The organism is Paenibacillus chartarius (genome assembly GCF_042432825.1).
In the GTDB taxonomy this organism is placed as follows: Bacteria; Bacillota; Bacilli; order Paenibacillales; family NBRC-103111; genus Gordoniibacillus; species Gordoniibacillus chartarius.
Window position 1 is genome coordinate 1 of record NZ_JBHLWN010000027.1, and the last position, 23,680, is coordinate 23,680.

Sequence of the window (23,680 nt, forward strand, 5' to 3'; positions counted from 1 at the left end):
CCTTTCTATTAATTCCATTTTAATAGGTTTGAGAGTTTACACAAAGAATTTTACAGCCTCAATTATGGCATTGGATATGCACCCAAATCGGCTTCGCCTTACAAAACACAAAGCTTGCATCGGTTAAGGAAGGCGATCCGTTGGACACTTTGCTTAACGCAGTGACTAAGCTAAAGCGTTAATGGAACAGGCGCAACGGCGCTCTAAGGTTGAACGACAATAAACTCAATATCGTCAAATTTCTCGTTGTACCTTACATGAAGATCAAGACCATCCAGCACCCAGGTGTTACTTTCCTCCATATAGAACGTAACGCTATCGATTTGATGGGTCAGCGCCGCGTTCACAGGACTGTCCTTCATCATACCCAGAGAGTATCCGGGCTTGACGCTCTCACATCCGCCCATACGGACAAAAATTCGGACGTTATCGCCGTCTTTCAGCGACATTTCTTGTTTCAGCCAACGTGCCGCTGCGTCATCGATCTTTAAAGTGGACATGGAACCCTTCCTCTTCTTCATTTATTTTTATCATGGCCTTCATCAATTTGCAGCTGTACGCGGAATCCGCAACCCTCCAGCCACTCCAAAACCCGTTCACGATTCCGGCTTTCACAAAACGCATAATACCTCTGCAGCTCGCCGGGATCTGCCGCCAATGTATCTTTATATCTGCGAAAAATTTTACGACCGCCTAACAACACATCATTTAGTTTGTTTTTCAAACGCTCATTCGATACGGTTGTTGTAAAATCCTCCATATCTGTGTAGCCTTCGTCAGATTCCCTATGCGGGACACGAAAATAGGTTTCGTTATACCCTTCCTCTATCATTTCGCTAAGCTCTTCGTCTTCCTCATCACTGTCGAAAGTTCTTATTGGAATGATCTCCCCGGTGTCGATATGCAGAAAAAAATCGATTCCTTCGACATATATATCATAAGTTTCTATAAGCTCTTTCAACTGCTGGTCGGTCAACTTAAGCTCTTTCATCGGTACCTCCATTGTCGACTTGGATACCCGTTTTTGTTCCGCTTCATGCTCCTCCCACGTGATCCCGTAGGGATATCCACAGTCGGTATATCCGGCAATGAAGTAAAAATGCTCATCTTGTTCCGGCAATGGGAATTCATTTGCTTTTTCACGTAAGCTGCTCTTCGTCTTTCTCACTTCAGTCACCGATATCCTTTATTAAGCCTTTAGATGCTCCAAGTCTAGCTTAGCATTTCGGGCACCAAAAATCGATATCAGCCCGTAAAATCTGCCCGCCGCTTCTCCAACGAGGGATTATCCATGTAATGGCATATCGCAAACATGTTTCACGTGTGACTACATTCAGCGTCATCAAGCGACTGATGGCGACAGATTCGAATAAACTTCTCAGTTCTCTCCGCAAATTCCATCATCCAAATCGTAAATCTAACAAAATGAAAAAGTCTGCTCAATCTCCATTACGTACGGGAGCTGGCAGACTTTCGATGGTTAACTATTCTACGTTCTATCATCAAACGAAGTCTCTGGAGCAGCGGGCTACGGCCTACCGGGCTTCCTCCGTCAGGATGAAAGTGCCGCTCCGTGCGGCGGAACCTCGGCTGTGAGCTCACGATCCAGTGAGCCGAGCTGCTGGCCGGTCCACAGCTCCTTGGCCCGCGCGGCACCGCTTACGCCTAATTCGGCTAGCGGTATGGCGATAACGTCCGGCTCCTCAGCGGCATTAAACAGCGCAGCGTAGCGCACGCCATCCGGACCTTCGGCCTGCGGGCACCGGAGCTAAAGCGGCGCATATGCGTACCTCACGGTTCGTGAGCAGCGACAACGTCCACTCGTCGTTATCGCGAAGCTCTCCGGTACAGGATGCCATGCCGTTACCACCTTTTGTTTTTCGTCTCGGCGGACTCGCTAATAGCTTCTGTTAACTATCTCGCCGGCCGCGGTTACCTGAGTAAACACGTTTTCCGTCGTAACGATCCGCTTCGGAATCGTGTTCCCCTTCACGATCTCCTTGACCGCCTGAATGAGATTCGGACCTAGCAGCGGATTGCATTCGACGACCAGATTGATCTTCCCCTCACTGAGCTTCTCGAGCGCTCTCCTCGTGCCGTCCACCGTCACGATCACAATGTCCTTTCCCGGAACCAAGCCGAGTTGTTCAATAGCTTCAATGGCCCCCAAAGTCATATCGTCGTTATGGGAAAACAGCACCCGAATTTGACCTTTTCGCTCGTGCAAAAACTTCTTCATCACCTCTTTACCCTTATCCGTCGTGAAATCGGCATGATCGCTTTCAATAATCCGGAATTGACTATGATTCGCAATAACATCGCGAAAGCCTTTGCCTCTTGCGATAGATGGCGTCGAACCTTCCGTCCCCTTCAACTCGACAATTCCAATCGGTTCACGCTGATCCGAAAATTTGTCCAATAAATATTTACCGGCTTTACGCCCCTCCTCATAAAAATCGGAACCGATGTGGGTGACATAAAGAGACGTATCCGAAACATCCACATAACGATCAATAATAACGACAGGGATGCCGGCCTTCTCTACTTCCCTCAGGACAGGCTCCCAGCCGGTCTCTACAACAGGCGCAACGGCGATAACGTCAACCTTTTGCTTGACAAACTCTCGTATCGCCTCGAATTGTTTGTCCTGCGATTGCTCGGCATTCTCCATCATGATTTTCACATCGGACTCCGCTGCGGATTCCATGATTGACGACGTATTCGCTAAGCGCCAAGCACTCTCCGAGCCAAGCTGTGAAAATCCCAGGACAGGTACCTTACGTACAATGGTTTCCTGGGGCAGCTCTTGATGTCCTGCTTTAGTTGGAGTCCCGGCTTCATGATTCATCGGTGCCTGCTCACAGCTTGTAGATAATACGAGTATGCACATCGTAACAACAAGACCCGATAGCACAGCCAGCGGCTTCATCGCTTTACTAAGCTGCATGGGATGCATGCTCCTCCTTCTCCCGGCCCGCGGTACCGGTCACACGGCGACGGTCAGCCTCCGGCCGCTAGTCGTTGACACGGGCTCTCGTATCGATGACTTCATTTGATCGAGGAGAGCCGTCTTCGCCGTTCGCACCTAAGGGTTGACGCGGCTTTCTTGCAAGCATTCGCAGCATTCTATGTATATTTTGCATGCTAGTCCCCCCCTGATCAAGATGTTTTTGAAAGCGCTGCATAGGAATAAAAAAAGAGCATTGCTCGACAAAGTTGTATTTTTGTCAATCATGCTCTTTCATTCTTTGACTACCTTCTCTGCAACCAGCTTCGTTCACTTAGCAATCGCTGCAGAAGAATAAACATAAACAGCAATATGCCGATTACGATCTTCGTCCACCAGGAGCTGAGCGTTCCTTCAAAGCTGATGATCGTTTGAATAACGCCTTGGATCATCACGCCGAAGAATGTTCCTACGATATACCCTACACCGCCGGTCAGCAGCGTGCCGCCGATCACGACCGCGGCAATCGCGTCCAGCTCCATGCCCATAGCATGCAGGCCATAACCCGACAGCATGTAGAAGGTGAAGACGACACCGGCCAGGGAAGAGCATAAGCCGCTAAACGCATAGATCAGCATTTTGGTGCGCCCGACCGGCAAACCCATGAGCAGAGCGGATTGCTCGCTGCCGCCTAATGCGTAGGTGTTTCTGCCGAACCGTGTATAGTGTGCAAAATAAAAACCTGAGAAAACAACGAGTAAAGCGATGATCACGCTGATCGAAATAAAGCTGCCGCCCGGCAGCTGAAGCTTCGTCTGGGCAACGCTGGTATAGAATGCGTTATCGATCGTGATCGTATTAATGTCGATAATATAGCACAGGCCTCTCGCCAGAAACATTCCCGATAAGGTGACAATGAACGGCTCGACTTTGAAATAATGAATAATGGCCCCCATTCCCCAGCCGAATACGGCTCCAATGATCAACACGAACGGAATGACAACCATCGGCGGCCAGCCGGCTTGCAATAAGCTCGCTGAAATCATCGTCGTTAATGCAATGACCGAGCCTACGGATAAATCGATCCCGCCCGATATGATGACGAAGGTCATCCCGACCGCCGCTATCAATAAGAAAGCATTATCGATCAGCAAATTCATGAGTACTTGGCTGGAGAAAAACCCCGTATACCGGAAGGAACCGATCGCAAACATGAGCAAAAACAAACCGATCGTGACCATGATGGGAATATGCTGCTTCTTAAGCATGCTGCTTTACCTCTCTTTCGGCCGGATAATGCCGGGTTTTCCACCGGAACGCAATGGATTTGCGGAACGCTTCGGATTGAATCAAGCATACGATCAATACGACGAACGCTTTCACGACTAACGTAATTTCCGGCGGAACGCCGATCATATAGATGGTCGTCGTAAGAGTTTGGATGATCAACGCTCCGATTAATGTACCTGCTAAATAAAAGCGTCCTCCATTAAGGGAGGTTCCGCCGATAACGACAGCCAGAATGGCATCAAGCTCAACCCAGAGGCCGGCGTTGTTACCGTCCGCACTGGATACGTTAGAGCTGAGAATCAATCCGGCGATGGCAGCACATAAGCTGCAGAACATGTAAACAAACAAGATTACCGTTTTGGATTTGACGCCGGCAAGCTGGCTCGCCGTCGGCTTGCATCCGACGGATTCGATAAATAGGCCGAGAGCTGTCTTTCTGGTCAGCAAATACGCGATGGCAAATACCGCTGCTACAATAAAGATGGAGAACGGCAGTGTTGCCAGCGAGCCTGCCCCAATGAATTTGTAATGGTCATTCGATACCGTAATGATCTGACCGTTAGTAATTAGCTGAGCTACTCCGCGGCCGGAGACCATCAAAATCAGTGTAGCAATAATAGGCTGAATCCCCACGCTGGCGACAAGGAAGCCGTTCCACAATCCGAGCACAACCGCAACCAGCAAGGAGATGCCCACGGCTGCAAGCACATCCACGATTTGGCCTCCGCCGGTGCTAATGCTCAAACACGATATAGCGCCCGAGATGGCCACCACAGAGCCTACGGACAGATCGACCCCTTTGGAACCTGCGATGACGAGCGTCATCCCAATGGCCACGATAATCAGTGGGGAACCGAAATTTAAAATATCGATTAAACTGCCGTACAGATGTCCGTCCCGCATCTTGATCGAGAAGAAATCCGGCGAATACAGCAAATTAAATAACAGCAACGCGCCTAAAAAAGTTAACGGCCAAAATAACCGGTGCTTCATCATATTCCCCATGCCTTTCATCCCCCCGCAATTGCCTTCATGACATTTTTCTGGCTCATTTCGTCGCCTGCCATCTCTTGAACCTTATGTCTGTCGCGCAGCACTACGATTTTATGGCTTACACGCAGAACCTCCTCCAGCTCCGAGGAAATAAACAATACGGACATGCCCTTCTGCGCTAAGGACAAGACCAGCTTCTGAATTTCCGCTTTGGCTCCAATATCGATTCCCCTCGTCGGCTCATCCAGGATCAGCAGCTTGGGCTGAGTCAAGAGCCATCGGGCGAGCAGCACTTTTTGCTGATTGCCGCCGCTCAAATTTTTGATCAAATGCTCCGGCTTCGGCGGATTAATATTCAGTGCACGAATATATTCATCGGCAATTTCATCCTGACGCTTCCTGGATATCGTCTTGAACCACCCTTGCGATGCTTGAAGAGCCAAGATCATATTCTCACGCACCGTTAAATCATCAATAATGCCCTCGGCTTTCCGATTCTCGGAGCAGAACGCGATGCCGTGATCAATAGCTTGTCTCGGTGTGTGGAGCGCCACCTTGGCCCCCTCTATCGTCATTTCCCCGGTATCCGCTTTGTCCGCTGCGAAGAACAGCCTTGCGAGCTCGGTTCTTCCGGAGCCTAACAGCCCGGCAAGACCGACAATTTCACCCTTATGAATCGTCAGATCAACAGGCTCGATTGTGCCCTTTCTCCCTATACCGGTTGCTTGAACCATGACCTCATGATTCACGTGACGTTCCGCTTCCTCTTTCGGAAGCTCCTCAAGCACATGCAGATCCTTGCCGATCATCTTCGATACGAGTTCTATACGGGGAAGGTCCTTCGCCATATATTCCCCAATAAACTCTCCGCCCCGGAGAATGGTTATTCGATCTGAAATTTCATAAACCTGATCTAAGAAGTGAGTGACGAACAGGATCGCAAGTCCTTCGCTTTTCAATCGGGTCATGACTGAGAAGAGCTGGACGACTTCGCCTCGATCCAAGCTGGAGGTTGGTTCATCCAATATCAATACTTTGGCGGAAATGTTAAGTGCCCTTGCAATGGCTACAAGCTGTTGAACGGCGACCGAATACGCATGCAAAGGCTGCGTAACGTCAATGTCCAGGTTCATTCTTTTCTTCAATAGCTCTTGGGCATTCCGATTCATTTCTTTCCATAAAATACTTCCGAACCGGCGCGGCTCACGCCCAATGTAAATATTCTCGGCCACGGACAAATTGGGACAAAGGTTAACCTCCTGGTACACCGTGCTGATCCCGGCATGCTGCGCGTCCTGCGGGCTAGTAATTTTCACCTGCTGATGATTTAATTCTACGGTCCCCTTATCAATCGAATGAACGCCCGTAAGCACTTTAATCAATGTAGACTTTCCGGCGCCGTTCTCCCCCATCAAGGCATGAACCTCGCCCGGGAACAATCTGAAGTTTACGTTAGTTAATGCCTTAACGCCCGGAAATTGCTTATGAATTCCGGTCATTTGCAGCACCGGCCCATGATGCTTCATACAGCCTCTCCTCTCTAATAATGAGGAGAGCTACTCCATTCAGCCGATGCGGAGCAGCTCTTCTCTTTTTATTTATGATCCGATCTTAGTACTGGCGGTTCGGCAGCTCCCGCTTCGCGTCTTCGGAAGTGAATACGCCTTCTTTGGTAACGATACGCTTCGGAATTTCTTTGCCGGCAAGGACGTCGTTCACAGCTTGCATCAGCTGTTCGCCAAGCAGCGGGTTGCATTCCACGATGAAGTTGATTTTGCCTTCACTTGCCGCAACGAAGCCGTCCTTCACACCGTCGACCGAAATGATCGTAATATCTTTACCCGGCTTGAGACCCGCTTCTTCGATTGCTTGAATCGCCCCGAGAGCCATATCGTCGTTATGAGCGTACAGTACGTTAATGTTCTTGTGAGCCTTCAGGAACGCTTGCATAACTTCTTTGCCCTTGGCACGAGTGAAGTCGCCCGTTTGCGAAGCAATCACCTTCAGGTTCGGGCTTGACTTGATCACTTCTTCGAAGCCGGCCTTGCGGTCGTTCGCCGGCGCCGAGCCTGTCGTACCCTGAAGCTCTACAATGTTTACGGTATCCTTCGAATCCTTGTACTTATCGACAAGCCACTTGCCCGCTTTACGGCCTTCCTCCACGAAGTCGGAGCCAATGAAGGTCCGGTACAGGGACGTATCCTTCGAATCAACAGCACGGTCAGTCAAAATAACCGGAATGTTCGCATCCTTCGCTTCTTTCAGGACCGTATCCCAGCCGGATTCTACGACCGGAGAGAAGGCGATGACGTCTACCTTTTGCTGAATGTACGTACGGATCGCTTTGATTTGATTTTCCTGCTTTTGCTGTGCGTCGGAAAATTTCAGTTCGAAGCCGGCTGCTTTGGCGGAGTCTTGAATCGACTTGGTGTTCGCTGTTCGCCAACCGCTCTCGGCACCGACTTGAGCGAAGCCGAGCGTAATTTTTTTGTTCGCCGGTGCGGCAGCCGGTGCCGTTGACGTGCCGGCATTCGTCTGTGGAGCCGCCGCTTTATTCCCTGCATTCGTGCCGCCTTGTCCTCCGCTTGCGCAGGCTGCCGTGAACAACATCATGGCTGAAGCCAGAATGACTCCGAGTGTCTTTGTCGATTTCATTTAATGTTTCCTCCCTTTATGTTCACCTGATTGGTTGGTGTGACTAAAGTATAGGACACCTGTAACGGAGGGGTATACGGAGTTTCTTCGGCACAATTTATAAATATTTATGCACTTTCGTCGGCACGAGAAAAATTCGTTTGTTTATTTATCATCAAAGTGTAGTTTTTTGCCTTATGATTGCGTTTTCATAATGGTTGATTCATAATTTAGATGAAGGTTTCAACATGTCTCATCCAGTTGAAGGGCATAGATCATGATGGGAATTTATCGTAAAATAACGTCAAGCCTGCGGGCCAAGCTTCTCACGATGTTCGTGATCTTCACGTGTCTTCCGTTAATCGTTGTCGGGCTTATTTCTTACCATAAATCGTATAATACGGTATTTTCCAATAGTAAAGCTTCCACGATGATGCTGGCCGAGCAATTGGCCCGGGATATCGACAATGTGTTTACCGACACAAGAAAGCTGCTTGAGCTGGAAAAGAACCCGAATGTTCTTCACTTCTTATTTTCACAGAACGACACCTATCAGGATGCCGCCTCCATCTTGCAAACGATGTCCTCGTATAGACAAACGTATAAGTATGACAACGTTCTCAATATCACGATGATCAATATGTACGGCCGCGGCATCAGCGAACGGAAAGGCGTATTCCAGCTGGAGCATAACGCTTTACGGAATCCGCATTTCGACTATCTCATTCAAAATCCTGACGCCGTGCTGCATATTCCTCCTAATGACGCATCGGCCATCCGGCCTTTGGACGGCTTTCAATACAAAAAAAGAAGCATCATCTCGATCGTTTCCACGGTCAAACAGCGTGTCACCCACGAAGTCATCGGTTTCATTATTATTGATGTGGACGATCGGATGGTGAAGGACTTTTGCGATAACGTCATTATCGGGAAAAGCGGCTTTTTCTTCGTCGCGGATCGTGCCGGCAATGCCATCTTCAAGCCGTCGAAGGATGTTCATACGGCCAAGTGGTTTCAAAGCGGCAGCATCCATGCCATTCTCGATACAGAGAACAAACAATATATCGACAGGTCGGAAGGAAAGCCTTCGTTCATATTCTCTTCTCTCTCCAAGTCAACCGGCTGGATGATCGTAGGCGTCGTTCCGCTGCAGGAAATTGTTCGGGAAGCCAACTCGATACGGCAGCTCATTATTGTTAGTGTCATTCTTAGTATTATTTTTGCTATTACATTGTACTTCTTCGTCTCTACGCGCTTAACCCGGCCCGTTCGCGTCTTGAAAAATAAAATGCAGCTCGCCGCTTCCGGATTCCTTGAAGCCAAAGTGACGCTAGCGGGCAGGGATGAAATCGCCGATCTGGGCAACAGCTTCAATATTATGCTGCAAAAGATCCGCAACCTGCTCGACCAGAGCATCAAGGAGCAGCAGGAAATTAAAAAATCGGAGCTGCGCACGCTGCAGGCACAAATTAATCCCCACTTTCTATACAACACTTTGGATTCCATTGTATGGCTTGCCCAATCCGGCAAGAAAGAACAGGTCGTGCAGCTCGTCTTAGCTCTGTCGAAGCTGTTCCGGATCAGCTTGAGCAAGGGAAGAGACTGGATTACGCTGGACAAAGAAATGGAACATTTGGAAAGCTATTTGACGATTCAGCAATTTCGGTATCGCGACATATTGGACTACCAAATCAATATTGATGCCAATCTGTATTCGTTCCCCATTCTGAAGATGACGCTGCAGCCGATCGTTGAGAACGCTTTATATCACGGACTAAAGAACAAGCGCGGCAAAGGGATGATCCGAATTTCAGGCAGGTTGGATGGAAATACCCGTACGATTGAACTGCTTGTGGAGGATAATGGAAAAGGCATCTCTTCGGAGCGGCTCGAGCAGCTGCGCAAAGACTTAATGGCTCCTCATTTACCCGAGCAGACAGGCAACGAGGTTTCCGGCGGGTTCGGCCTGCACAATGTACATAGGCGCATACGGTTATTTTATGGAGAAGCTTATGGCGTTCAAGTGGACAGCATCGAAAATGAACAAACCACGGTGACCATAAGAATCCCCTGCGATTGGAGTGAAACGGATTGAAAAAGGTATTCCTGGTCGATGACGAAATCTTAATTCGAGAAACGATTAGAGAATGTATCGATTGGGAGAAGGAAGGGCTGATTTACTGCGGGGACGCATCGGACGGCGAAGTCGCTCTTCCCCTCATCGATCAACTTCAGCCGGACATATTAATTACAGATATATTAATGCCTTTCATGAACGGTCTTGAATTAAGCATCATTATGCGGCAAAAGTACCCCGATATGAAAATTATCATCATTAGCGGCCACGCGGAATTTGAATATGCCAGGAAAGCCATGCAAATCGGAGTTCAAGAATACTGCCTGAAGCCCATCAGCGCCGACGAACTGGTCAAGGTTCTTCACCATGTCAGCGGAATCATCGATAAAGAACGGGAAGCGAAAGCAAAGGAACGAAACCGTACGGAGCTGACGCAATCCAAGCTGTTAAACGACTTGTGCAGCGGTTTCGTAACGACCACCGAGGTCATGCACCTCAGCTCATCTCTGCATCTGCCTATTGTTGCCCGCTACTACGTAGTCACGGTGCTGGACCTTCGCGGCTCGGAAGCGTTCAAGCCGGAAGAAACCGAGCTGTTCCAAGGAAGCGAGCTTTCGCTTCTGGACCGGTGTCTCGAACTCAGGCAAACTAGCAAGCATCTGAAGTTCCAGCGCAGCCGCTCCGAAACCGTCTTCATCATCAAGGGCGATACGCTGGAGCAATTACATGATGAAATCCGGGTTTTTAGAGATGTGCAGAAAGCGATCCCGGAAGAAGCGAATACCCTTCATATTTCTATTGGCATCGGCAGTGTTCAAGATCGGCTGCACAATGTTCATCTCTCCTTCTTAGACGCCATGGAGGATGTGTATTGGAGAAGGCTGTCCCGTCAAAATCGGATTGCGCTCCACGAAAATTACTCGGAGACGTTAGAACCGGCATTATTTTTGGAACGCGGCGCATTCATTGATTTTATTAAGGTCGGTACGCCGCACAAACTGGAGGCATTTGTTGCCGAATACGCTGCCGCCTTACGCCACATCCATTGGAATAGCTCCTCGGTCGGCTTTTACATCTTGAATGATCTGACGATTGAAGCGTTCCGATCCAATAAAGATATGTACCGGCACGTTCCGGAGCCGGAGAAGTCACTGCACCGGTTTCAACAAATGATCGGAAATATCCGTTCCTGGGAAGAAGCCTGCTCGTATTTCATCAAGCTGATTGAACAATTTTGGTCATGGCGAGCCCGAATTTACGATAAATATAGCGATTTGATCGCTAAAGTGAAAGATTACGTTCAAGCGAACTTTAATAAGGACACGATGTCTTTACAGGATGCGGCCGATTATGTCAATTTGAGTCCAAACTACTTAAGCCGATTATTCAGCCAGGAAACCGGGCAAACCTTCATTGAACACTTAACCCAAGTCCGGATCCGCAAAGCGATGGAGCTTCTGAAAGGCACCGCATCCAAATCGTATGAAATCGCTTTTCTCGTCGGCTATAATGATCCGCATTATTTTTCGAACCTATTCAAACGGATTACAGGCATGACGCCTAAGGAATTTAGAAAAACCGGAACGATGGAAGGTTCGCTAGATATGCTGAAAGGGGAACCGCTTCATGAGGAGGCATAAGAAGTTTTGTATGTTGTGGATGCTGCTGCTGTTCACGCTATGCAGCTGCAGCGGGGCGGCGCCAATCCAATCCGAATGGGGCCATCGTGCTGCCGATACCTCCTATTCCGACGCCGCTGCTATGAAGCGTTCCGATCCTTTAGTATTCGGCATTATTTATCCTATGGCGCATCCGTTCTACGAAAAAATTACCGAGTCCATTGAAGCGGCCAGCGAGCCTTACCCCATTCAACTAATCGTCAAGGCCCCGGATGAAATCAACCTGGAGCAGCAAATTCGAATGATGGAAACGTTGATGAAACAGAAGGTGCATGGCATTGCGATTGATCCTATCGATCCCGAGGCGCTGGCCCCGTTCATTAATAAGGCGGTGCAATCCGGAATCCCCGTCGTTTGCTTCGAATCGGACGTTCCCGGCAGTGAACGCTATTCGTATATCGGAAGCGATCCGCTTAAGGAAGGCACGTTAATGGGGCAAGTCATTGATCGCGAGCTTAACGGGAAGGGCATGATGATGATCGAAGGAAGCTTATCCGGCTCCCCCCAACAGAGTCAGCGTCTCGAAGGAATCCTGCAATATATGAGAAAGCAAACCGAAATCCAGGTGCTGGACATACGGTATCATAACGGTAACAGTGAACTTGCCATCGCCGACATGCAGCACATGATCGATGCCCATCCGCACTTCGACGCTTTAGTTTCTTTAGACATGATTTCCAGCACCAGCTCCATACTTGTGTGGAAATCTCAAGGCTTGAAGCGCTATGCGGTCACCTTCGGCTTGACACCCGATGTGAAGGAAGCCCTGCTGAACGGTCAAATTCATTCCGTTATCTCCGCTAATGAACATCTGTGGGGAGACAAAATTATCGAGCAGCTGCTCGCGGCACACAACAAAATACCTAGTACGAACTGGATTGATACGGGTTATATGGAAGTTGGGCAACGTGACATTCCCAATCCGTATTAGTTGGACAGGATTCATCGCGTTTCCCGGTCACGGATAAGAACGGTTTACGATCGGGTAATCAAGCGTTTTTCTCTCTACATGGTGGAGCCGCAGTCGCCGCTGTTCGGGGAGCTGAAGCCGCGAGAGAAGCTCGGGACGAGCACCTTCATTTCGAATTAATCATTTTACTTCCCCTAACAGCGAACGCCGCTGCCGCAGCTCCGATTACGGCGCATAATCCATACATGAAGGAATAGGAGGTCAGGTCGGCGATCGGCCCCATGACGATGCCTCCCAAGGATACGCCGAGGTCGGCCGTCGCGATAAACAATCCGATTAAGACGCCTCTCTCCGCTTTAGGCAGTACAAAGCTCAAGTACGTAGTCAGCGTCGGATACAGCAGAGCCTGAGCGATGCCGAGCATAAACGCACCTGCGTAGAACAGCGCCGCACCTGCACTCGCAGACAAACCGACGGCAAGCGAAGCCGAGATCAGGAGCAGCATCATGCCTCCAACGAGGGAAGCACGCCATTGGCCGTCTGACGGAAGCCGGGATTTGAGAAGGAATCTCGCGGCTACTACGACCGTCGCCTGAATCGTGAGGTAGACGGCTGCGCTGCCGCCCTTGATCTCCGACACGTACAACGGCACAAACGCCGTCACCGCTCCGAACACCACCGAAGCGCTCAGCATCAGCACGCCGCATCGGAGCAAGTGGGAATTACTCATCAGCTGACCCATTGCCCTCATCATGGCCGCCCCCGGTTTCGCCCCTTCATTACCGCTTGCCTCTTCCCCCGGCTTCTGCTCGATACGCGCTGTAAATCCTACGGCTCCGGTCAATATCGCGATGGAAATCATCGAAATGACGAATACGCTTATCTCTCCCGTCTGCCACATCCCTATAGCTAGTAACGGTCCAAATATGCCCGGCAAATAGGAACACAGGGAATACATGGAAATTCCTTGCGAACGGTCCTCATCAGGCAGTGTATCGATAATGCCAAGCTGCAGTGCCATCGAGAAAAATGCGGTGCAAATGCCCTGAAGCACGCGAGCCAGGAAATACCCCTCAAGGCCGGTAAACGTGTACAGCAGGAGCGCAAAAGCATGGACAGTAAGCAGAATGCGCAGCACCCGGATCGGACCGTAACGCTGTATGAAGCCGCCGGCCCACGGCCGGAAAACCATCGTAGTCAGCAAATAAGCTCCCATAATGACGCCAATCGTCGTATTGGACGCCCCCAGCGCCTCTCCCTTTAAAGGAATGATGACATTCAGAATCGAATTGGCGCTGAAATAGAGCAGTGTAAGCAAATAGAGCCGAAGATACGGCCAGGATAACGCACCTTTCACCGCATTCTCTCCTTTCCTCCCCCTCGGGCATAGCCCTCGGCTGCTGTTACCATATGACCTTACGCAGCAGTTCTCTTGCATATGGAGACTGCACATGCTTCAGCTCCGCGGTCTTGATGATCTCCACGATTTCCCCGTGACGAAGGATCATCATCCGGTCGCACAGATATGCAGCAGCCTGGATATCATGAGTAATGAAAATATATCCCATGCCATATGCCGTTCTCAATCGCTTCAGCAGCTCCAGCACTTGCATTTGAACCGAACCGTCGAGCGAGCTGGTGGCTTCGTCGAGCAAGATGCATTGAGGCTCCACGGATACCGCCCTAGCGATGCATACCCGCTGCGCCTCGCCTCCGGACAGCTCGTGCGGATACCTCGGAAGATAGGATTCGTCCAGTCCGACCTGCCGCAGCAGCTTGCCGATATCGAACGATTCGCTCGCTTTCCCCGCAAATCTTAGAGGTTCGAGAATGGCCTGACGAACCGTAAAGAACGGATTGATGGATGACGTATAATCCTGAAAGACCGCGCTGATAGCTCCTCGACGTGAGCTTCGATCCGAGACGGGTTTCCCGTCGAAGGCAATTACGCCGCTGTCGGGCTTCTCAATGCCAAGCAGCAATCTCCCCAGCGTCGATTTGCCGCTGCCGCTTTCGCCGATAATGCCGAGGCTTTCGCCCTTCCTCCATTCGAACCCAATATGACGCAGCACTTGTCGGCGAACTTGACTAAACCAGCCGTTCTGCCGATAGGATTTGTTGACATCTTCAACCTTCAACATCGTTAGCGCCTCCCATTAACTGCTTGTAATGGCGGGTTAGCGCCTCCTTGGAGGAAACCAGATAGCGGGTATACGGATGGCTTGCGCAGGCGAAGATGTCTCGGGTCGCGCCGCGCTCGACGATTTCCCCGTCCTTCATGACAAGCACATTGTCCGCAATGCGTCTCACCACTCCCAAATCATGCGATACAAAAATGATCGCGCTCCCCAGTCGATTACGCACCCCCTCAAACTGCTCCACCACCTCATACGCTGTGACGGCATCCAACGCCGTGGTCGGTTCGTCGGCGATGATAACATCGGGCTCCAGCACAATGGCCAGTGAGATCATGACACGTTGCAGCATCCCCCCCGACAGTTCATGGGGATAACGACGCATCACCGAAGCCGGCTCCCTCAAGCCTACGGCGGACATGGCCGCGGTCAGTTTGGCCTCCATCTCGCTGCGGCTCCAATCGTAATGGACGCTCAGCGTCGCTTGCAGATGAGATCCGATCGGTCGTGACGGATCGAACGCACTCATGCCGTTCTGCATGATCATGCAAAGCCGCCGCCCTCTGTACCGCCGCATCTCCTTGTCGGAAAGCATCGACAAATCCAATCCGTTCAGAGCTATCAGGCCCGTTTGACGAATGCCCTTCCGATTCAGCCGCACAAGCGATCGGCAAGTCAGTGACTTACCGCTGCCGCTTTCTCCGACAACGGCCAGGCACTCCCCTCTTGACAGCCGGAAGGAGCTGCCGTGCACCAAGACTCGACCGGAGCGCTCCTCCCAAATTTTCAATTGGTCGACCTCAAGCATGCTCATCCTGGTGAAGCCACCTCCTTTCTACGCAGTTCCTGCGCGTTTCCGTCTGCGCTCGCTTCCGCGCGCTTACCGGCGATCATCAGCTTGGGATCAATGGCCTTCTGCAGTGCATCCGATAGAAAATTGACAGCCGAAACGACAATAATAATGGCCAGACCGGGAGCGAGCATGAGCTCGGGGCGAGTGAACATGACCGCTCTCGCCTCGTTCATCATCATCCCCCACTCGGCATGGGGAGCTTGAATGCCAAGACCGAGGAAGGACAAACCGGATATTTGCAAAATCATCGAGCCAAACGCGCTGCTGGCGACGATCGCCAACTCCGGCAGCGCCACAGGGGCGATATGCCGTGCCATAATACCGAAGTGACCGATTCCCAGCACCTTGGCGAACTTAACGTAGTCGGCATCCGCAAATTGCATGACCGCCGTGCGTATAACGCGGGCGAACCAAGCCCATTTCATCACGACGAACGCTATGAGAATATTGGTCAGCCCAGCCCCCATCATACCGACAATAGCCAGTGTCATGACGTAGCCGGGAAACGACAGCATAATATCACAAATACGCATCAGCACGGCATCTGTCTTCCCCCGGAAATAGCCTGCAATAAAGCCGAATACGGCTCCGACCGAAGCGGACGCGCCCAGGGCTGCGAGCACCCAAAGCACGCTTGGACGGATTCCGTAGATCAGCCGCGACAGGATGCAGCGCCCCAGATGATCGTTGCCTAGCCAATGCTTCCAGGATGCACCCGCGAACCGCAGCTCCATGTTGGCTTCGTTCGGAGGATGAGGGGCAAGCAGAGGAGCACATAACCCGATCAGCAGCGTTGCTGCGATGACAGCCAGAGATGCCGCAGCCAGTTTGTCCTTGAATAGTCGCTCAAGCAGGTTCATCTAGAACTCCTTCCTTAGCTTCGGGTTCAGTGCCGCATTCAACATGTCGGACATTGTGTTAAACAGGACGAACGCGACGGACAGCACCAGTACGTAGGCTTGTATAATGGGGAAATCCCGGCCCAGAATCGAATTCACGGTAAGCGTACCGAGGCCCGGCCATGCGAATATATTTTCCACGACAACCGTGCTTCCCAAGATGACCGGTATGGCAAGACCGAACACCGACACGGCGACTTGCAAGGAATTGCGTAACACCTTCAGCGTCAAGCTTCCTTCCGACAATCCGCAGGCTCTGCCGTAAAATACATAATCCTCGTTCAGATTGCTCAGCATGGAGCTTCGAATGATACGGAAATAAATGCCGGCATACCCGATCGCGATAACCGCAACCGGAAGCACATAGCTGCCATACGAATCCATGCCGCTTGTTGGCAGCAAGTCAAGCTTGACGGAGAAGTACCACACCTTAAGCGCAGCCAGCCAGTAGGAGGGCATTGACGTGAGCAAGAAGGAGAACCCCCTTACCGAAAGGTCGAGCCACTTCCCCTCCCTCGCAGCACAAACGACACCTAAGACAATCGATAACACAATAATGAACAGTGAGGATACCAAAGTCAGCTTCAGCGTGTTCAGCAAGGCAGGGCCAAGCAGCGACCATACCGGCTTACCCGTTATGTAGGAGCTTCCGAAATCAAGCTGGAGACAAGACATCAGCCACTCCCCGTATCGCACGAGCAGCGGACGATCCATGCCAAGCTCGGCCCGTGTCTTCGCAATCAGCTCTTCCGTGATGGCGGGCACTCCTTGCGCGTGCAGAACGACCTCGGCCGGGTCCATTGGCGACAGCCCGTTCAATATAAAGGTCAAAAACGAAATGACGACAAGCAGCGGAACAGCAATGCTAACCCGTTTAACCGCGTAACCGACCATATCTCCTTTACTCGCACCTCACTTTTGCCGAATGTAAATGTAGGTTTATATTCGTACTATTTAAAGCTCATCTTCTCGAATGGCAGCTCATATTGCGTCTGCTTGAACGAAATGCCTTGCAGATCAGCGGGAGCAACTACCGTAACACTGCCGTTCGTCAGCGGAATAAAGACGGCTTCGTCATGCACGATGGTAAGAATATCCTTATATCGCGCCTTTCTTGTCTCTTCGTTTGTAGATACCATCACTTCATTGATTTTACGGTACAGCTCCTCCGCCTGAGGAATGCCGCTTGTCGAGAAGCGGTAGGAAGAACCGGCGGCAAACGCAGTGACCGTGCTTTGCGGATCGTATGCCAATCCCCAAGTTTGGTTGAACAACAGATCATAGTCGCCCTTCGCTCGCCGATTCGCGATTGCGGGCGATTCCTCACCGACGAGCTCCAGCTTCATGCCAATGTTTTGCACCACGCTTTGAAGCAGCTCCGCCTCGGTTTTCTGTGAAGAAGAATTGACATCGTAATACAGCTTCATCGATAAAGGCCGTCCGTTTTTCGTTCGAACCCCAGCGCCTGCGCCGCTATTCGTCCATCCTGCCTGCTCCAGCAGTTTAGCGGCCGCATCAGGATTATAGTCCCGCTTCTTTAGCCCGACATCGGCATAATTGACGTTGGAGGCGAACAACGTCTCCGCCGGGGATTCCGTTCCGTTGAATATGGAACGGCTGATCAGCTCCCGGTCGATGGACTGCCAGATGGCCTCGCGAACGGCTTTCTCGCTGACGGGGCTTGCAGTATTGCTGCTGTTCGCCACGATCATCTTCGTATTCATCGGCTCGCTTCGAACGATCTTATATTTGCCGGAATCGGCGAGTCGTTTCATGGCTTCTACGTCGATACTGTCGGTACCGCGGTCATCGGTGAACGCGAAGTTGACCTCGCCCTTCTGCAGAGCTAACAGCGTAGTTTCGCCGGACGGCAGCACCTTAGCCGTAATTGTTTTCACTTGGGGAGCGCCTCCCCAGTAATCTTCGTTCGCCGCAAATCGGGCGTATTGATCGGTCACGTGCTCAACAAGCTTATAAGGGCCTGTGCCGCTATATCCCGCCACACCGTCCTTCGTTTCTCCATTCAGGAAGCTCTTGGGTGAGAGGAAGACGAATGGACGTGTCATCGACAATTCAAGCAGCGTCGGATAATAAATCTCTTTCAGCTTTAATTGAACCGTATGCTCATCGATAACGGTGACGCTATCAAGCATAGCAGAGAGCTTGATCCAGGCATGCTTGGCTGCATTGCGTTGGACCGCTTCCACGTTCAGCTTAACTGCATCCGCATTAAAAGGCTCGCCGTCATGGAACTTCACGTTCTTTCGCAGATGGAAGGTATACACCTTACCGTCTTCCGATATGTCCCAGGATTCGGCAAGCAGAGGCTTGATGCCCTCCTTTGTGTTCTCCACAAGCGATTCGTATAGGATGCCTTGCGCAGCCATCGAGCCCGTATACAGGTGCGGATTCATGTCGTTAATGTCTTTAGCAGTCGCATAAACCAACTCTCGCGATAGTTTCTCCGCCCCCGTGTTTTTGTTGCTGCCCCCGGTGCATCCTGCCAACAGCACTATGACCAGTAAGGATGCCAGCAGCACGGCTGCTTTGCTTGTTTTCATTTTATTGACGCCCCTTCCACGTAATCGTAATAATTACTATCAATTGACCCCCTAATTGTAATGATTACCATTATCAGCTGTCAACCCATTTTTTTTCTTCGTGTGCTTCCCGAAAAAAGCATTGACGAATTGACATTATCTTACTATGATGGTATCGGGTTTATTCGTAATTATTACTATTTGATTCTGCTTAGTACAACGCTACTCGCATTCACGGTATCGGAGGGTTAGCCGCATGAAACAGGAAATGGATTTCGTCAAATGCAGTCCCGCCAACAATGTGACGATACTCGTCATGGGCGAGTTCCCCGTCGAGCACCATCCCCGCATCGCCTCACAAATGATGGACTACGGCCATCTTTACGCGGAGCAGGTCGGCTTCGTCGAGAAGCCCGCTCGCCACGGCCACGCTGCCAAGCTCCGGATGGCTGGAGGAGAGTTCTGCGGCAATGCTTGTTTAGCGCTGGCTGCCTGCCTAGCGTCAGAGCAGTCGCAAGAGCCCGGTGAGTCACTGGAGCTGTGGTTGGAGGCTTCCGGTACGGAGCGCCCCGTATTTTGCCGAGTGGAGAAAATGGAAAACGGTTATTGGTGCGAGGCCGTTATGCCGATTCCTAAAGCGGTGGAGCAAGTCGTCATCCCTTTCGAAGGCATGATGCTGGAGCTGGGCATTGTCCGTTACGCCGGTTTCTTCCATCTTGTAATTGACTGCGAGCGTTTCAAAGTTGAACTAGCGGCTGCCGAACGTCTGGCGAAGCTGCTTGGCGTCACATCGGGAGATCAACTGGTCGGCGTCATGCTCTACCGTCCGTCCACTCGCGAGCTCGCTCCGCTTATCTTCGTCCCCGCGCTCGCTAGCTTGATTTGGGAGCAAGGCTGCGGTTCAGGAACGGCTTCGCTTGGCTGTTATCTCGCCTGGAACGACCGCTGCTCCATTGATGTGCCCGTGCGGCAGCCCGGGGGCACCATTCATGCAAGAGTAAGCTGGAGCGGCGGGGAGATTACCGAAGTCATCATTAGATCCGCTGTTAACATCGTCGCTCGAGGCAAAGCTTATGTAGACGATTGCGTCCAATCTTCAGTACAAGGGGGACTCTCATGACCAGGGAACAACTATATCGATCACTCCTTCGATTTCGCGACAAATTTTCGCAAGCTTCTGCACAATATGACGGCATCTCCGTTCACAATCCGGAGCTCCAGCAGACCATAGACGACTATTCAGTCTTCATTACCGATGAAGATAATCAACGTTTGTGGGCGGAGCTTAAGGACAGCGAAATCAAAGAGCTCCATCCGCTTGTGATGCAGCTGCGGGACTCATCGGCCCATTGCGTCGCCATTATGGAGAAGTATCGCGCTCTAAAGCTGCTGCAAGGCGGCGATGACAGACATGATTACTTCCATAATATCGAAGCTTCCATCGACAAGGAGTTCGGGAGCTTCACGGTTACGTCTGATTCCAAAGTCCTGCTGATCGGCTCCGGTGCGTTTCCGATGACGCCGCTGCTCATCGCGAGACGCACGGGCGCGGATGTGATGGGGATAGACATAGACCGCGAAGCTGTGGAATTAGGCAGAAGAGTAGTTAAACGGTTAGGGCCTGATCTGCCTATCCGGCTGGAGAACCTTCCACTGGAGCGTTTCCATGACATCGATCGGATTACCCACATCATTATCAGTTCCACCGTCTCCGTCAAATACTCGCTGCTCGACTGGCTGCATGAGTCGGCTCTTCCCGATGTCGTTGTCGCCATGCGGTATGGGGACGGCTTGAAGGCACTCTTCAACTACCCTATGGAGAAAGTAGACGAACGCAAATGGCAGCTCGCCGAAACGGCGGTACGGCCGGGACATGTATTTGATGTGGCCTTGTACCGCAAAGCATTGAAGCTGTCTCGCGCAGGGGAGGCATGGAGATGAGCCTTCTTCGCAGAGTCCTCATAGCGGGAACCGGTCCCGCTGCCGTTCAGCTCGCCGTGCTGCTCAAACGCTGGCGAAGCGGTCGAGTCGGCATTGCAGGACGACGGTCCGTTCGCTCCGCGCCATTCTTTGACGCGCTTCGCGAAAGCGGCGGGACGGTTGCAGTCGACATAAGTCATCCAAAGCTGGGAGCACTTCAAGGCGAATGCTTCGTTGACGCGTCATTTCACGAATACGGGAGCATCGAAGGACAATGGGATACACTGATTCTGTCGGTAACGGCGGATGCCTATGTGCCGGTGCTTGCGCAGCTCCCGACTGATCTTCTGCGAAGCTTGCGTTGTGTGGCGCTCCTCTCACCGACATTCGGCTCCAGCGCACTCATCCGCCGTTATCTCAAGGAGAAGGGCGGCGACGCCGAGGTAATCAGCTTCTCTACCTACCTTGGAGACACGCGCCGGACGGCCGACAAGCCGCCAACCTATGTTCTGACAACAGCCGTGAAGCGCAAAGTGTATGCAGGAGCGATGGGACTTCCTTCCGAGTCCGTGGAGACGTTCCGGCAGTTGTTTGAGGAAGCGGGCATCACACTGGAAGCGACGGATTCGGCGCTTGAGGCCGAAACGCGCAACATTTCCCTGTATGTGCATCCGCCTTTATTTATGAACGATTTCTCACTCGGCATCATTTTTAACCGGCCGGCCGTTCCGAAGTTCATTTACAAGCTATTCCCGGAAGGCCCTATTACGCAAACCCTCATGCGGGAGATGCTGGAGCAGTGGAAAGAGATCACTGCGCTTGTACTTAAGCTGAATCTGAAGGGGGTAAATTTACTCCGGTTCATGGTCGACGACAATTATCCGGTTAGGCCGGAGAGCCTTGCCCGCTGCGATATAGAGCGTTTCCCGGAGCTGGACCCCGTGCATCAACAGTACTTACTTTACGTTCGTTACGCCTCCCTGCTGATTGATCCCTACTCGGAGCCGGACCGGGACGGCCGGTACTTTGACTTCTCCGCCGTGCCGCTCCGTCCCGTATTCATCAATCATGAAGGAGCCTGGGATATCCCCAGGATGCCGAAAGAAGATTATTATCGCATCAAAATCATCCAAGGCATCGCTCAAGCAGCCGGTGTGCCTTGCCCGACCATCGACGAATTCGTCGTCCGGTATGAGCAGCGTTTACTGGCGGCAGTCCATTCGCTATCGGACAGTCCCCTGTCGGAGGCTTTTACACTTCAAAGCTTCGAAGGCGATATCAGTCGAATTTGCTCGGAGCTGCTTCTTCTTGACGCTGCCGAAGCTTGAGCATGAAAGTCAAATGAACATAACGAGAGCAAGGCTGTTCACAAGCAGCAAGGAACTTATGGCCAAATCCGTTCCTACTTCAAGTAGTAAGAGCGCCTAGTTGATGGTTATGGGGTTCAAAGCCGGGACGGACAGATCAAACCGGGTTATTTCGCACCTATTATCGACTGTATTTTCGCCAATCCACATGAACCCCATGGCGGTTGAATATATTGGTTAGAAAGTACACTCAGGAGGTGCCCTTGACCATGACCGAACCCTTGTTCATCGTCTCCCGCGAAGACTGGTCTCTGCACCGCAAAGGATACCAAGACCAAACCCGCCATCAGCAAAAGGTCCGCGAAGCGATCAAGCAAAACCTGCCCGACCTCGTGACGGAAGAGAATATCATTATGAACGACGGCAAGCAGATCGTGAAAGTGCCGATCCGTTCCCTAGACGAATACCGGTTCCGCTTCAATTACAATAAGCAAAAGCATGTCGGTCAGGGTGGCGGCGATTCGAAGGTCGGCGACGTGCTCGGCGTCGATCCTTCTGCGAAACAGGCCGGTCCTGGAAAAGGCGAAGGCGCCGGCGACCAGCCGGGCGAGGACTATTACGAAGCCGAAGTGAACATGGAGGAGCTGCAGGCACTGCTGTTCGAAGAGCTGGAACTCCCGAATCTGCAAAATAAAGACAAGAAGAACATGAGCACCAAAGAGATCCTCTTCAACGACATCCGCAAGAAAGGCATAATGTCCAACATCGACAAGAAACGGACGCTGCTGGAAAGCATCCGACGGTCGGCGCGGGACGGGGGAACAACGGACGGTTCGCCGCGGATTACGCCGGACGATCTGCGCTTCAAGACATGGGAGGAAGTCGAGCGGCCGCATTCCAATGCGCTGATTATTGCGATGATGGATACGTCGGGCTCGATGGGCTCTTTCGAGAAGTATATCGCCCGCAGCTTCTTTTTCTGGATGACCCGCTTCCTGCGTACGAAATACGAAAACGTGGAGATCGTCTTCATCGCCCACCATACGGAAGCGAAGGAAGTGACGGAGGAGGAGTTTTTCACCAAAGGGGAAAGCGGCGGAACGATTTGCTCCTCGGCGTATCAGGCCGCGCTGGACATTATCGATAAAAGGTATCCGCCGTCGCAGTATAATATTTATCCGTTTCATTTTTCCGACGGGGATAACCTCACAAGTGACAACGAGCGCTGCGTGAAGCTGATCAACGAGCTCGCCGAGCGCTGCAATATGTTCGGCTACGGCGAGGTGAACCAGTACAATCGTTCCTCTACGCTGATGTCGGCGTACCGGAACGTGCAAAACCCGAAGTTTCTGCACTGCGTCATCCGCGAGAAGGGCGAGGTGTATAAGGCGCTTAAGACGTTTTTCTCAAAAAATGCGGTAAAGTCTTAGCGGTTACATGCCAAATCCTAAACAAAAAACGTCCGCTCTTTATACAGATTCCGCCTCGCGATGGAC

The 23,680-nt window shown here is 51.5% G+C and carries 21 protein-coding genes; 7 read left to right on the forward strand and 14 right to left on the reverse strand.

Going from position 1 to position 23,680, the window contains the following annotated elements; genetic code table 11:
* Positions 1 to 203 precede the first annotated feature (203 nt).
* From ACFFK0_RS06635 to ACFFK0_RS06670, 8 genes are all read right to left on the reverse strand, one after another.
* Positions 204 to 500 carry a HesB/YadR/YfhF family protein gene (locus tag ACFFK0_RS06635; protein ID WP_377469228.1) on the reverse strand — a complete coding sequence of 99 codons (297 nt, stop codon included), beginning with the start codon at positions 498 to 500 and terminating at the stop codon, positions 204 to 206.
* Between the two features lie 17 nt (positions 501 to 517).
* Positions 518 to 1,168, reverse strand: coding sequence for a UPF0158 family protein (locus tag ACFFK0_RS06640; protein ID WP_377469230.1), 651 nt, complete (start codon positions 1,166 to 1,168; stop codon positions 518 to 520).
* Positions 1,169 to 1,552: 384 nt separating this feature from the next.
* Positions 1,553 to 1,735 (reverse strand): hypothetical protein, encoded by a 183-nt coding sequence (locus tag ACFFK0_RS06645; RefSeq protein WP_377469231.1) that lies wholly within the window; start codon positions 1,733 to 1,735, stop codon positions 1,553 to 1,555.
* Between the two features lie 162 nt (positions 1,736 to 1,897).
* Positions 1,898 to 2,947 (reverse strand): ABC transporter substrate-binding protein, encoded by a 1,050-nt coding sequence (locus ACFFK0_RS06650; RefSeq protein WP_377469234.1) that lies wholly within the window; start codon positions 2,945 to 2,947, stop codon positions 1,898 to 1,900.
* 305 nt (positions 2,948 to 3,252) lie between these two features.
* A complete protein-coding gene (gene yjfF / locus ACFFK0_RS06655) occupies positions 3,253 to 4,215 on the reverse strand; it encodes a galactofuranose ABC transporter, permease protein YjfF (RefSeq protein WP_377469235.1) in 963 nt (320 codons plus the stop codon).
* Positions 4,208 to 5,242: an ABC transporter permease gene (locus ACFFK0_RS06660; RefSeq protein ID WP_377469236.1), complete on the reverse strand. Its 1,035-nt coding sequence runs from the start codon at positions 5,240 to 5,242 to the stop codon at positions 4,208 to 4,210. Before ACFFK0_RS06660 ends, yjfF begins: the two co-directional genes overlap by 8 nt.
* A gap of 5 nt (positions 5,243 to 5,247) precedes the next feature.
* Positions 5,248 to 6,756 carry a sugar ABC transporter ATP-binding protein gene (locus tag ACFFK0_RS06665; RefSeq protein WP_377469237.1) on the reverse strand — a complete coding sequence of 503 codons (1,509 nt, stop codon included), beginning with the start codon at positions 6,754 to 6,756 and terminating at the stop codon, positions 5,248 to 5,250.
* An 85-nt stretch (positions 6,757 to 6,841) separates the two neighbouring features.
* Positions 6,842 to 7,885: an ABC transporter substrate-binding protein gene (locus ACFFK0_RS06670; protein WP_377469239.1), complete on the reverse strand. Its 1,044-nt coding sequence runs from the start codon at positions 7,883 to 7,885 to the stop codon at positions 6,842 to 6,844.
* A 256-nt stretch (positions 7,886 to 8,141) separates the two neighbouring features.
* Between ACFFK0_RS06670 and ACFFK0_RS06675 the strand changes: the two genes are divergently transcribed.
* From ACFFK0_RS06675 to ACFFK0_RS06685, 3 genes are read left to right on the forward strand one after another with little or no spacing between them, the layout of a single operon-like run.
* Entirely contained in the window at positions 8,142 to 9,959 is a 1,818-nt protein-coding gene (locus ACFFK0_RS06675) for a cache domain-containing sensor histidine kinase (RefSeq protein ID WP_377469241.1), read from the forward strand.
* On the forward strand, positions 9,956 to 11,581 hold the full coding sequence (locus ACFFK0_RS06680) for a response regulator (RefSeq protein ID WP_377469242.1): 1,626 nt from the start codon (positions 9,956 to 9,958) through the stop codon (positions 11,579 to 11,581). The genes ACFFK0_RS06675 and ACFFK0_RS06680 overlap by 4 nt, the downstream gene beginning before the upstream one ends.
* Complete coding sequence (locus tag ACFFK0_RS06685; RefSeq protein WP_377469243.1) at positions 11,568 to 12,551, forward strand: sugar ABC transporter substrate-binding protein; 984 nt, start codon at positions 11,568 to 11,570, stop codon at positions 12,549 to 12,551. The genes ACFFK0_RS06680 and ACFFK0_RS06685 overlap by 14 nt, the downstream gene beginning before the upstream one ends.
* A 145-nt stretch (positions 12,552 to 12,696) precedes the next feature.
* On the opposite strand, the gene cntE is transcribed toward ACFFK0_RS06685, so the two are convergent.
* Genes cntE through cntA form a run of 6 tightly spaced genes read right to left on the reverse strand, consistent with a single transcriptional unit; the run spans position 12,697 to position 18,978 of the window.
* Entirely contained in the window at positions 12,697 to 13,887 is a 1,191-nt protein-coding gene (gene cntE, locus ACFFK0_RS06690) for a staphylopine family metallophore export MFS transporter CntE (protein WP_377469244.1), read from the reverse strand.
* 46 nt (positions 13,888 to 13,933) lie between these two features.
* Positions 13,934 to 14,671 carry an ABC transporter ATP-binding protein gene (locus ACFFK0_RS06695; RefSeq protein WP_377469245.1) on the reverse strand — a complete coding sequence of 246 codons (738 nt, stop codon included), beginning with the start codon at positions 14,669 to 14,671 and terminating at the stop codon, positions 13,934 to 13,936.
* On the reverse strand, positions 14,658 to 15,479 hold the full coding sequence (cntD, locus tag ACFFK0_RS06700) for a staphylopine uptake ABC transporter ATP-binding protein CntD (RefSeq protein WP_377469247.1): 822 nt from the start codon (positions 15,477 to 15,479) through the stop codon (positions 14,658 to 14,660). Before cntD ends, ACFFK0_RS06695 begins: the two co-directional genes overlap by 14 nt.
* The gene (cntC, locus tag ACFFK0_RS06705; RefSeq protein ID WP_377469248.1) at positions 15,476 to 16,378 is read right to left on the reverse strand and encodes a staphylopine uptake ABC transporter permease subunit CntC; all 903 of its coding nucleotides are present in this window, start codon (positions 16,376 to 16,378) and stop codon (positions 15,476 to 15,478) included. The genes cntD and cntC overlap by 4 nt, the downstream gene beginning before the upstream one ends.
* Complete coding sequence (gene opp1B / locus ACFFK0_RS06710) at positions 16,379 to 17,311, reverse strand: nickel/cobalt ABC transporter permease (protein WP_377469249.1); 933 nt, start codon at positions 17,309 to 17,311, stop codon at positions 16,379 to 16,381.
* Positions 17,312 to 17,367: 56 nt separating this feature from the next.
* On the reverse strand, positions 17,368 to 18,978 hold the full coding sequence (gene cntA / locus ACFFK0_RS06715; protein WP_377469250.1) for a staphylopine-dependent metal ABC transporter substrate-binding lipoprotein: 1,611 nt from the start codon (positions 18,976 to 18,978) through the stop codon (positions 17,368 to 17,370).
* 235 nt (positions 18,979 to 19,213) lie between these two features.
* Between cntA and ACFFK0_RS06720 the strand changes: the two genes are divergently transcribed.
* The 4 genes from ACFFK0_RS06720 (at position 19,214) to yhbH (ending at position 23,614) form a co-directional block, all read left to right on the forward strand.
* Positions 19,214 to 20,077: a histidine racemase CntK family protein gene (locus ACFFK0_RS06720; RefSeq protein ID WP_377469252.1), complete on the forward strand. Its 864-nt coding sequence runs from the start codon at positions 19,214 to 19,216 to the stop codon at positions 20,075 to 20,077.
* Positions 20,074 to 20,898 carry a class I SAM-dependent methyltransferase gene (locus tag ACFFK0_RS06725; protein ID WP_377469253.1) on the forward strand — a complete coding sequence of 275 codons (825 nt, stop codon included), beginning with the start codon at positions 20,074 to 20,076 and terminating at the stop codon, positions 20,896 to 20,898. Before ACFFK0_RS06720 ends, ACFFK0_RS06725 begins: the two co-directional genes overlap by 4 nt.
* Complete coding sequence (locus tag ACFFK0_RS06730; RefSeq protein WP_377469254.1) at positions 20,895 to 22,205, forward strand: opine metallophore biosynthesis dehydrogenase; 1,311 nt, start codon at positions 20,895 to 20,897, stop codon at positions 22,203 to 22,205. Before ACFFK0_RS06725 ends, ACFFK0_RS06730 begins: the two co-directional genes overlap by 4 nt.
* Positions 22,206 to 22,453: 248 nt before the next feature.
* Positions 22,454 to 23,614 (forward strand): sporulation protein YhbH, encoded by a 1,161-nt coding sequence (gene yhbH / locus ACFFK0_RS06735; RefSeq protein WP_377469255.1) that lies wholly within the window; start codon positions 22,454 to 22,456, stop codon positions 23,612 to 23,614.
* Positions 23,615 to 23,680 lie beyond the last annotated feature (66 nt).

Bases quoted from the DNA above. Each gene is read 5' to 3' on its own strand.
- ACFFK0_RS06635 (WP_377469228.1), bottom strand. From the start codon at position 500: ATGTCCACTTTAAAGATCGATGACGCAGCGGCACGTTGGCTGAAACAA.
- ACFFK0_RS06650 (WP_377469234.1), bottom strand. From the start codon at position 2,947: ATGCAGCTTAGTAAAGCGATGAAGCCGCTGGCTGTGCTATCGGGTCTT.
- yjfF (WP_377469235.1), bottom strand. From the start codon at position 4,215: ATGCTTAAGAAGCAGCATATTCCCATCATGGTCACGATCGGTTTGTTT.
- ACFFK0_RS06660 (WP_377469236.1), bottom strand. From the start codon at position 5,242: ATGGGGAATATGATGAAGCACCGGTTATTTTGGCCGTTAACTTTTTTA.
- ACFFK0_RS06665 (WP_377469237.1), bottom strand. From the start codon at position 6,756: ATGAAGCATCATGGGCCGGTGCTGCAAATGACCGGAATTCATAAGCAA.
- ACFFK0_RS06670 (WP_377469239.1), bottom strand. From the start codon at position 7,885: ATGAAATCGACAAAGACACTCGGAGTCATTCTGGCTTCAGCCATGATG.
- ACFFK0_RS06675 (WP_377469241.1), top strand. From the start codon at position 8,142: ATGATGGGAATTTATCGTAAAATAACGTCAAGCCTGCGGGCCAAGCTT.
- ACFFK0_RS06685 (WP_377469243.1), top strand. From the start codon at position 11,568: ATGAGGAGGCATAAGAAGTTTTGTATGTTGTGGATGCTGCTGCTGTTC.
- ACFFK0_RS06695 (WP_377469245.1), bottom strand. From the start codon at position 14,671: ATGTTGAAGGTTGAAGATGTCAACAAATCCTATCGGCAGAACGGCTGG.
- cntD (WP_377469247.1), bottom strand. From the start codon at position 15,479: ATGAGCATGCTTGAGGTCGACCAATTGAAAATTTGGGAGGAGCGCTCC.
- cntC (WP_377469248.1), bottom strand. From the start codon at position 16,378: ATGAACCTGCTTGAGCGACTATTCAAGGACAAACTGGCTGCGGCATCT.
- opp1B (WP_377469249.1), bottom strand. From the start codon at position 17,311: ATGGTCGGTTACGCGGTTAAACGGGTTAGCATTGCTGTTCCGCTGCTT.
- cntA (WP_377469250.1), bottom strand. From the start codon at position 18,978: ATGAAAACAAGCAAAGCAGCCGTGCTGCTGGCATCCTTACTGGTCATA.
- ACFFK0_RS06720 (WP_377469252.1), top strand. From the start codon at position 19,214: ATGAAACAGGAAATGGATTTCGTCAAATGCAGTCCCGCCAACAATGTG.
- ACFFK0_RS06725 (WP_377469253.1), top strand. From the start codon at position 20,074: ATGACCAGGGAACAACTATATCGATCACTCCTTCGATTTCGCGACAAA.
- ACFFK0_RS06730 (WP_377469254.1), top strand. From the start codon at position 20,895: ATGAGCCTTCTTCGCAGAGTCCTCATAGCGGGAACCGGTCCCGCTGCC.
- yhbH (WP_377469255.1), top strand. From the start codon at position 22,454: ATGACCGAACCCTTGTTCATCGTCTCCCGCGAAGACTGGTCTCTGCAC.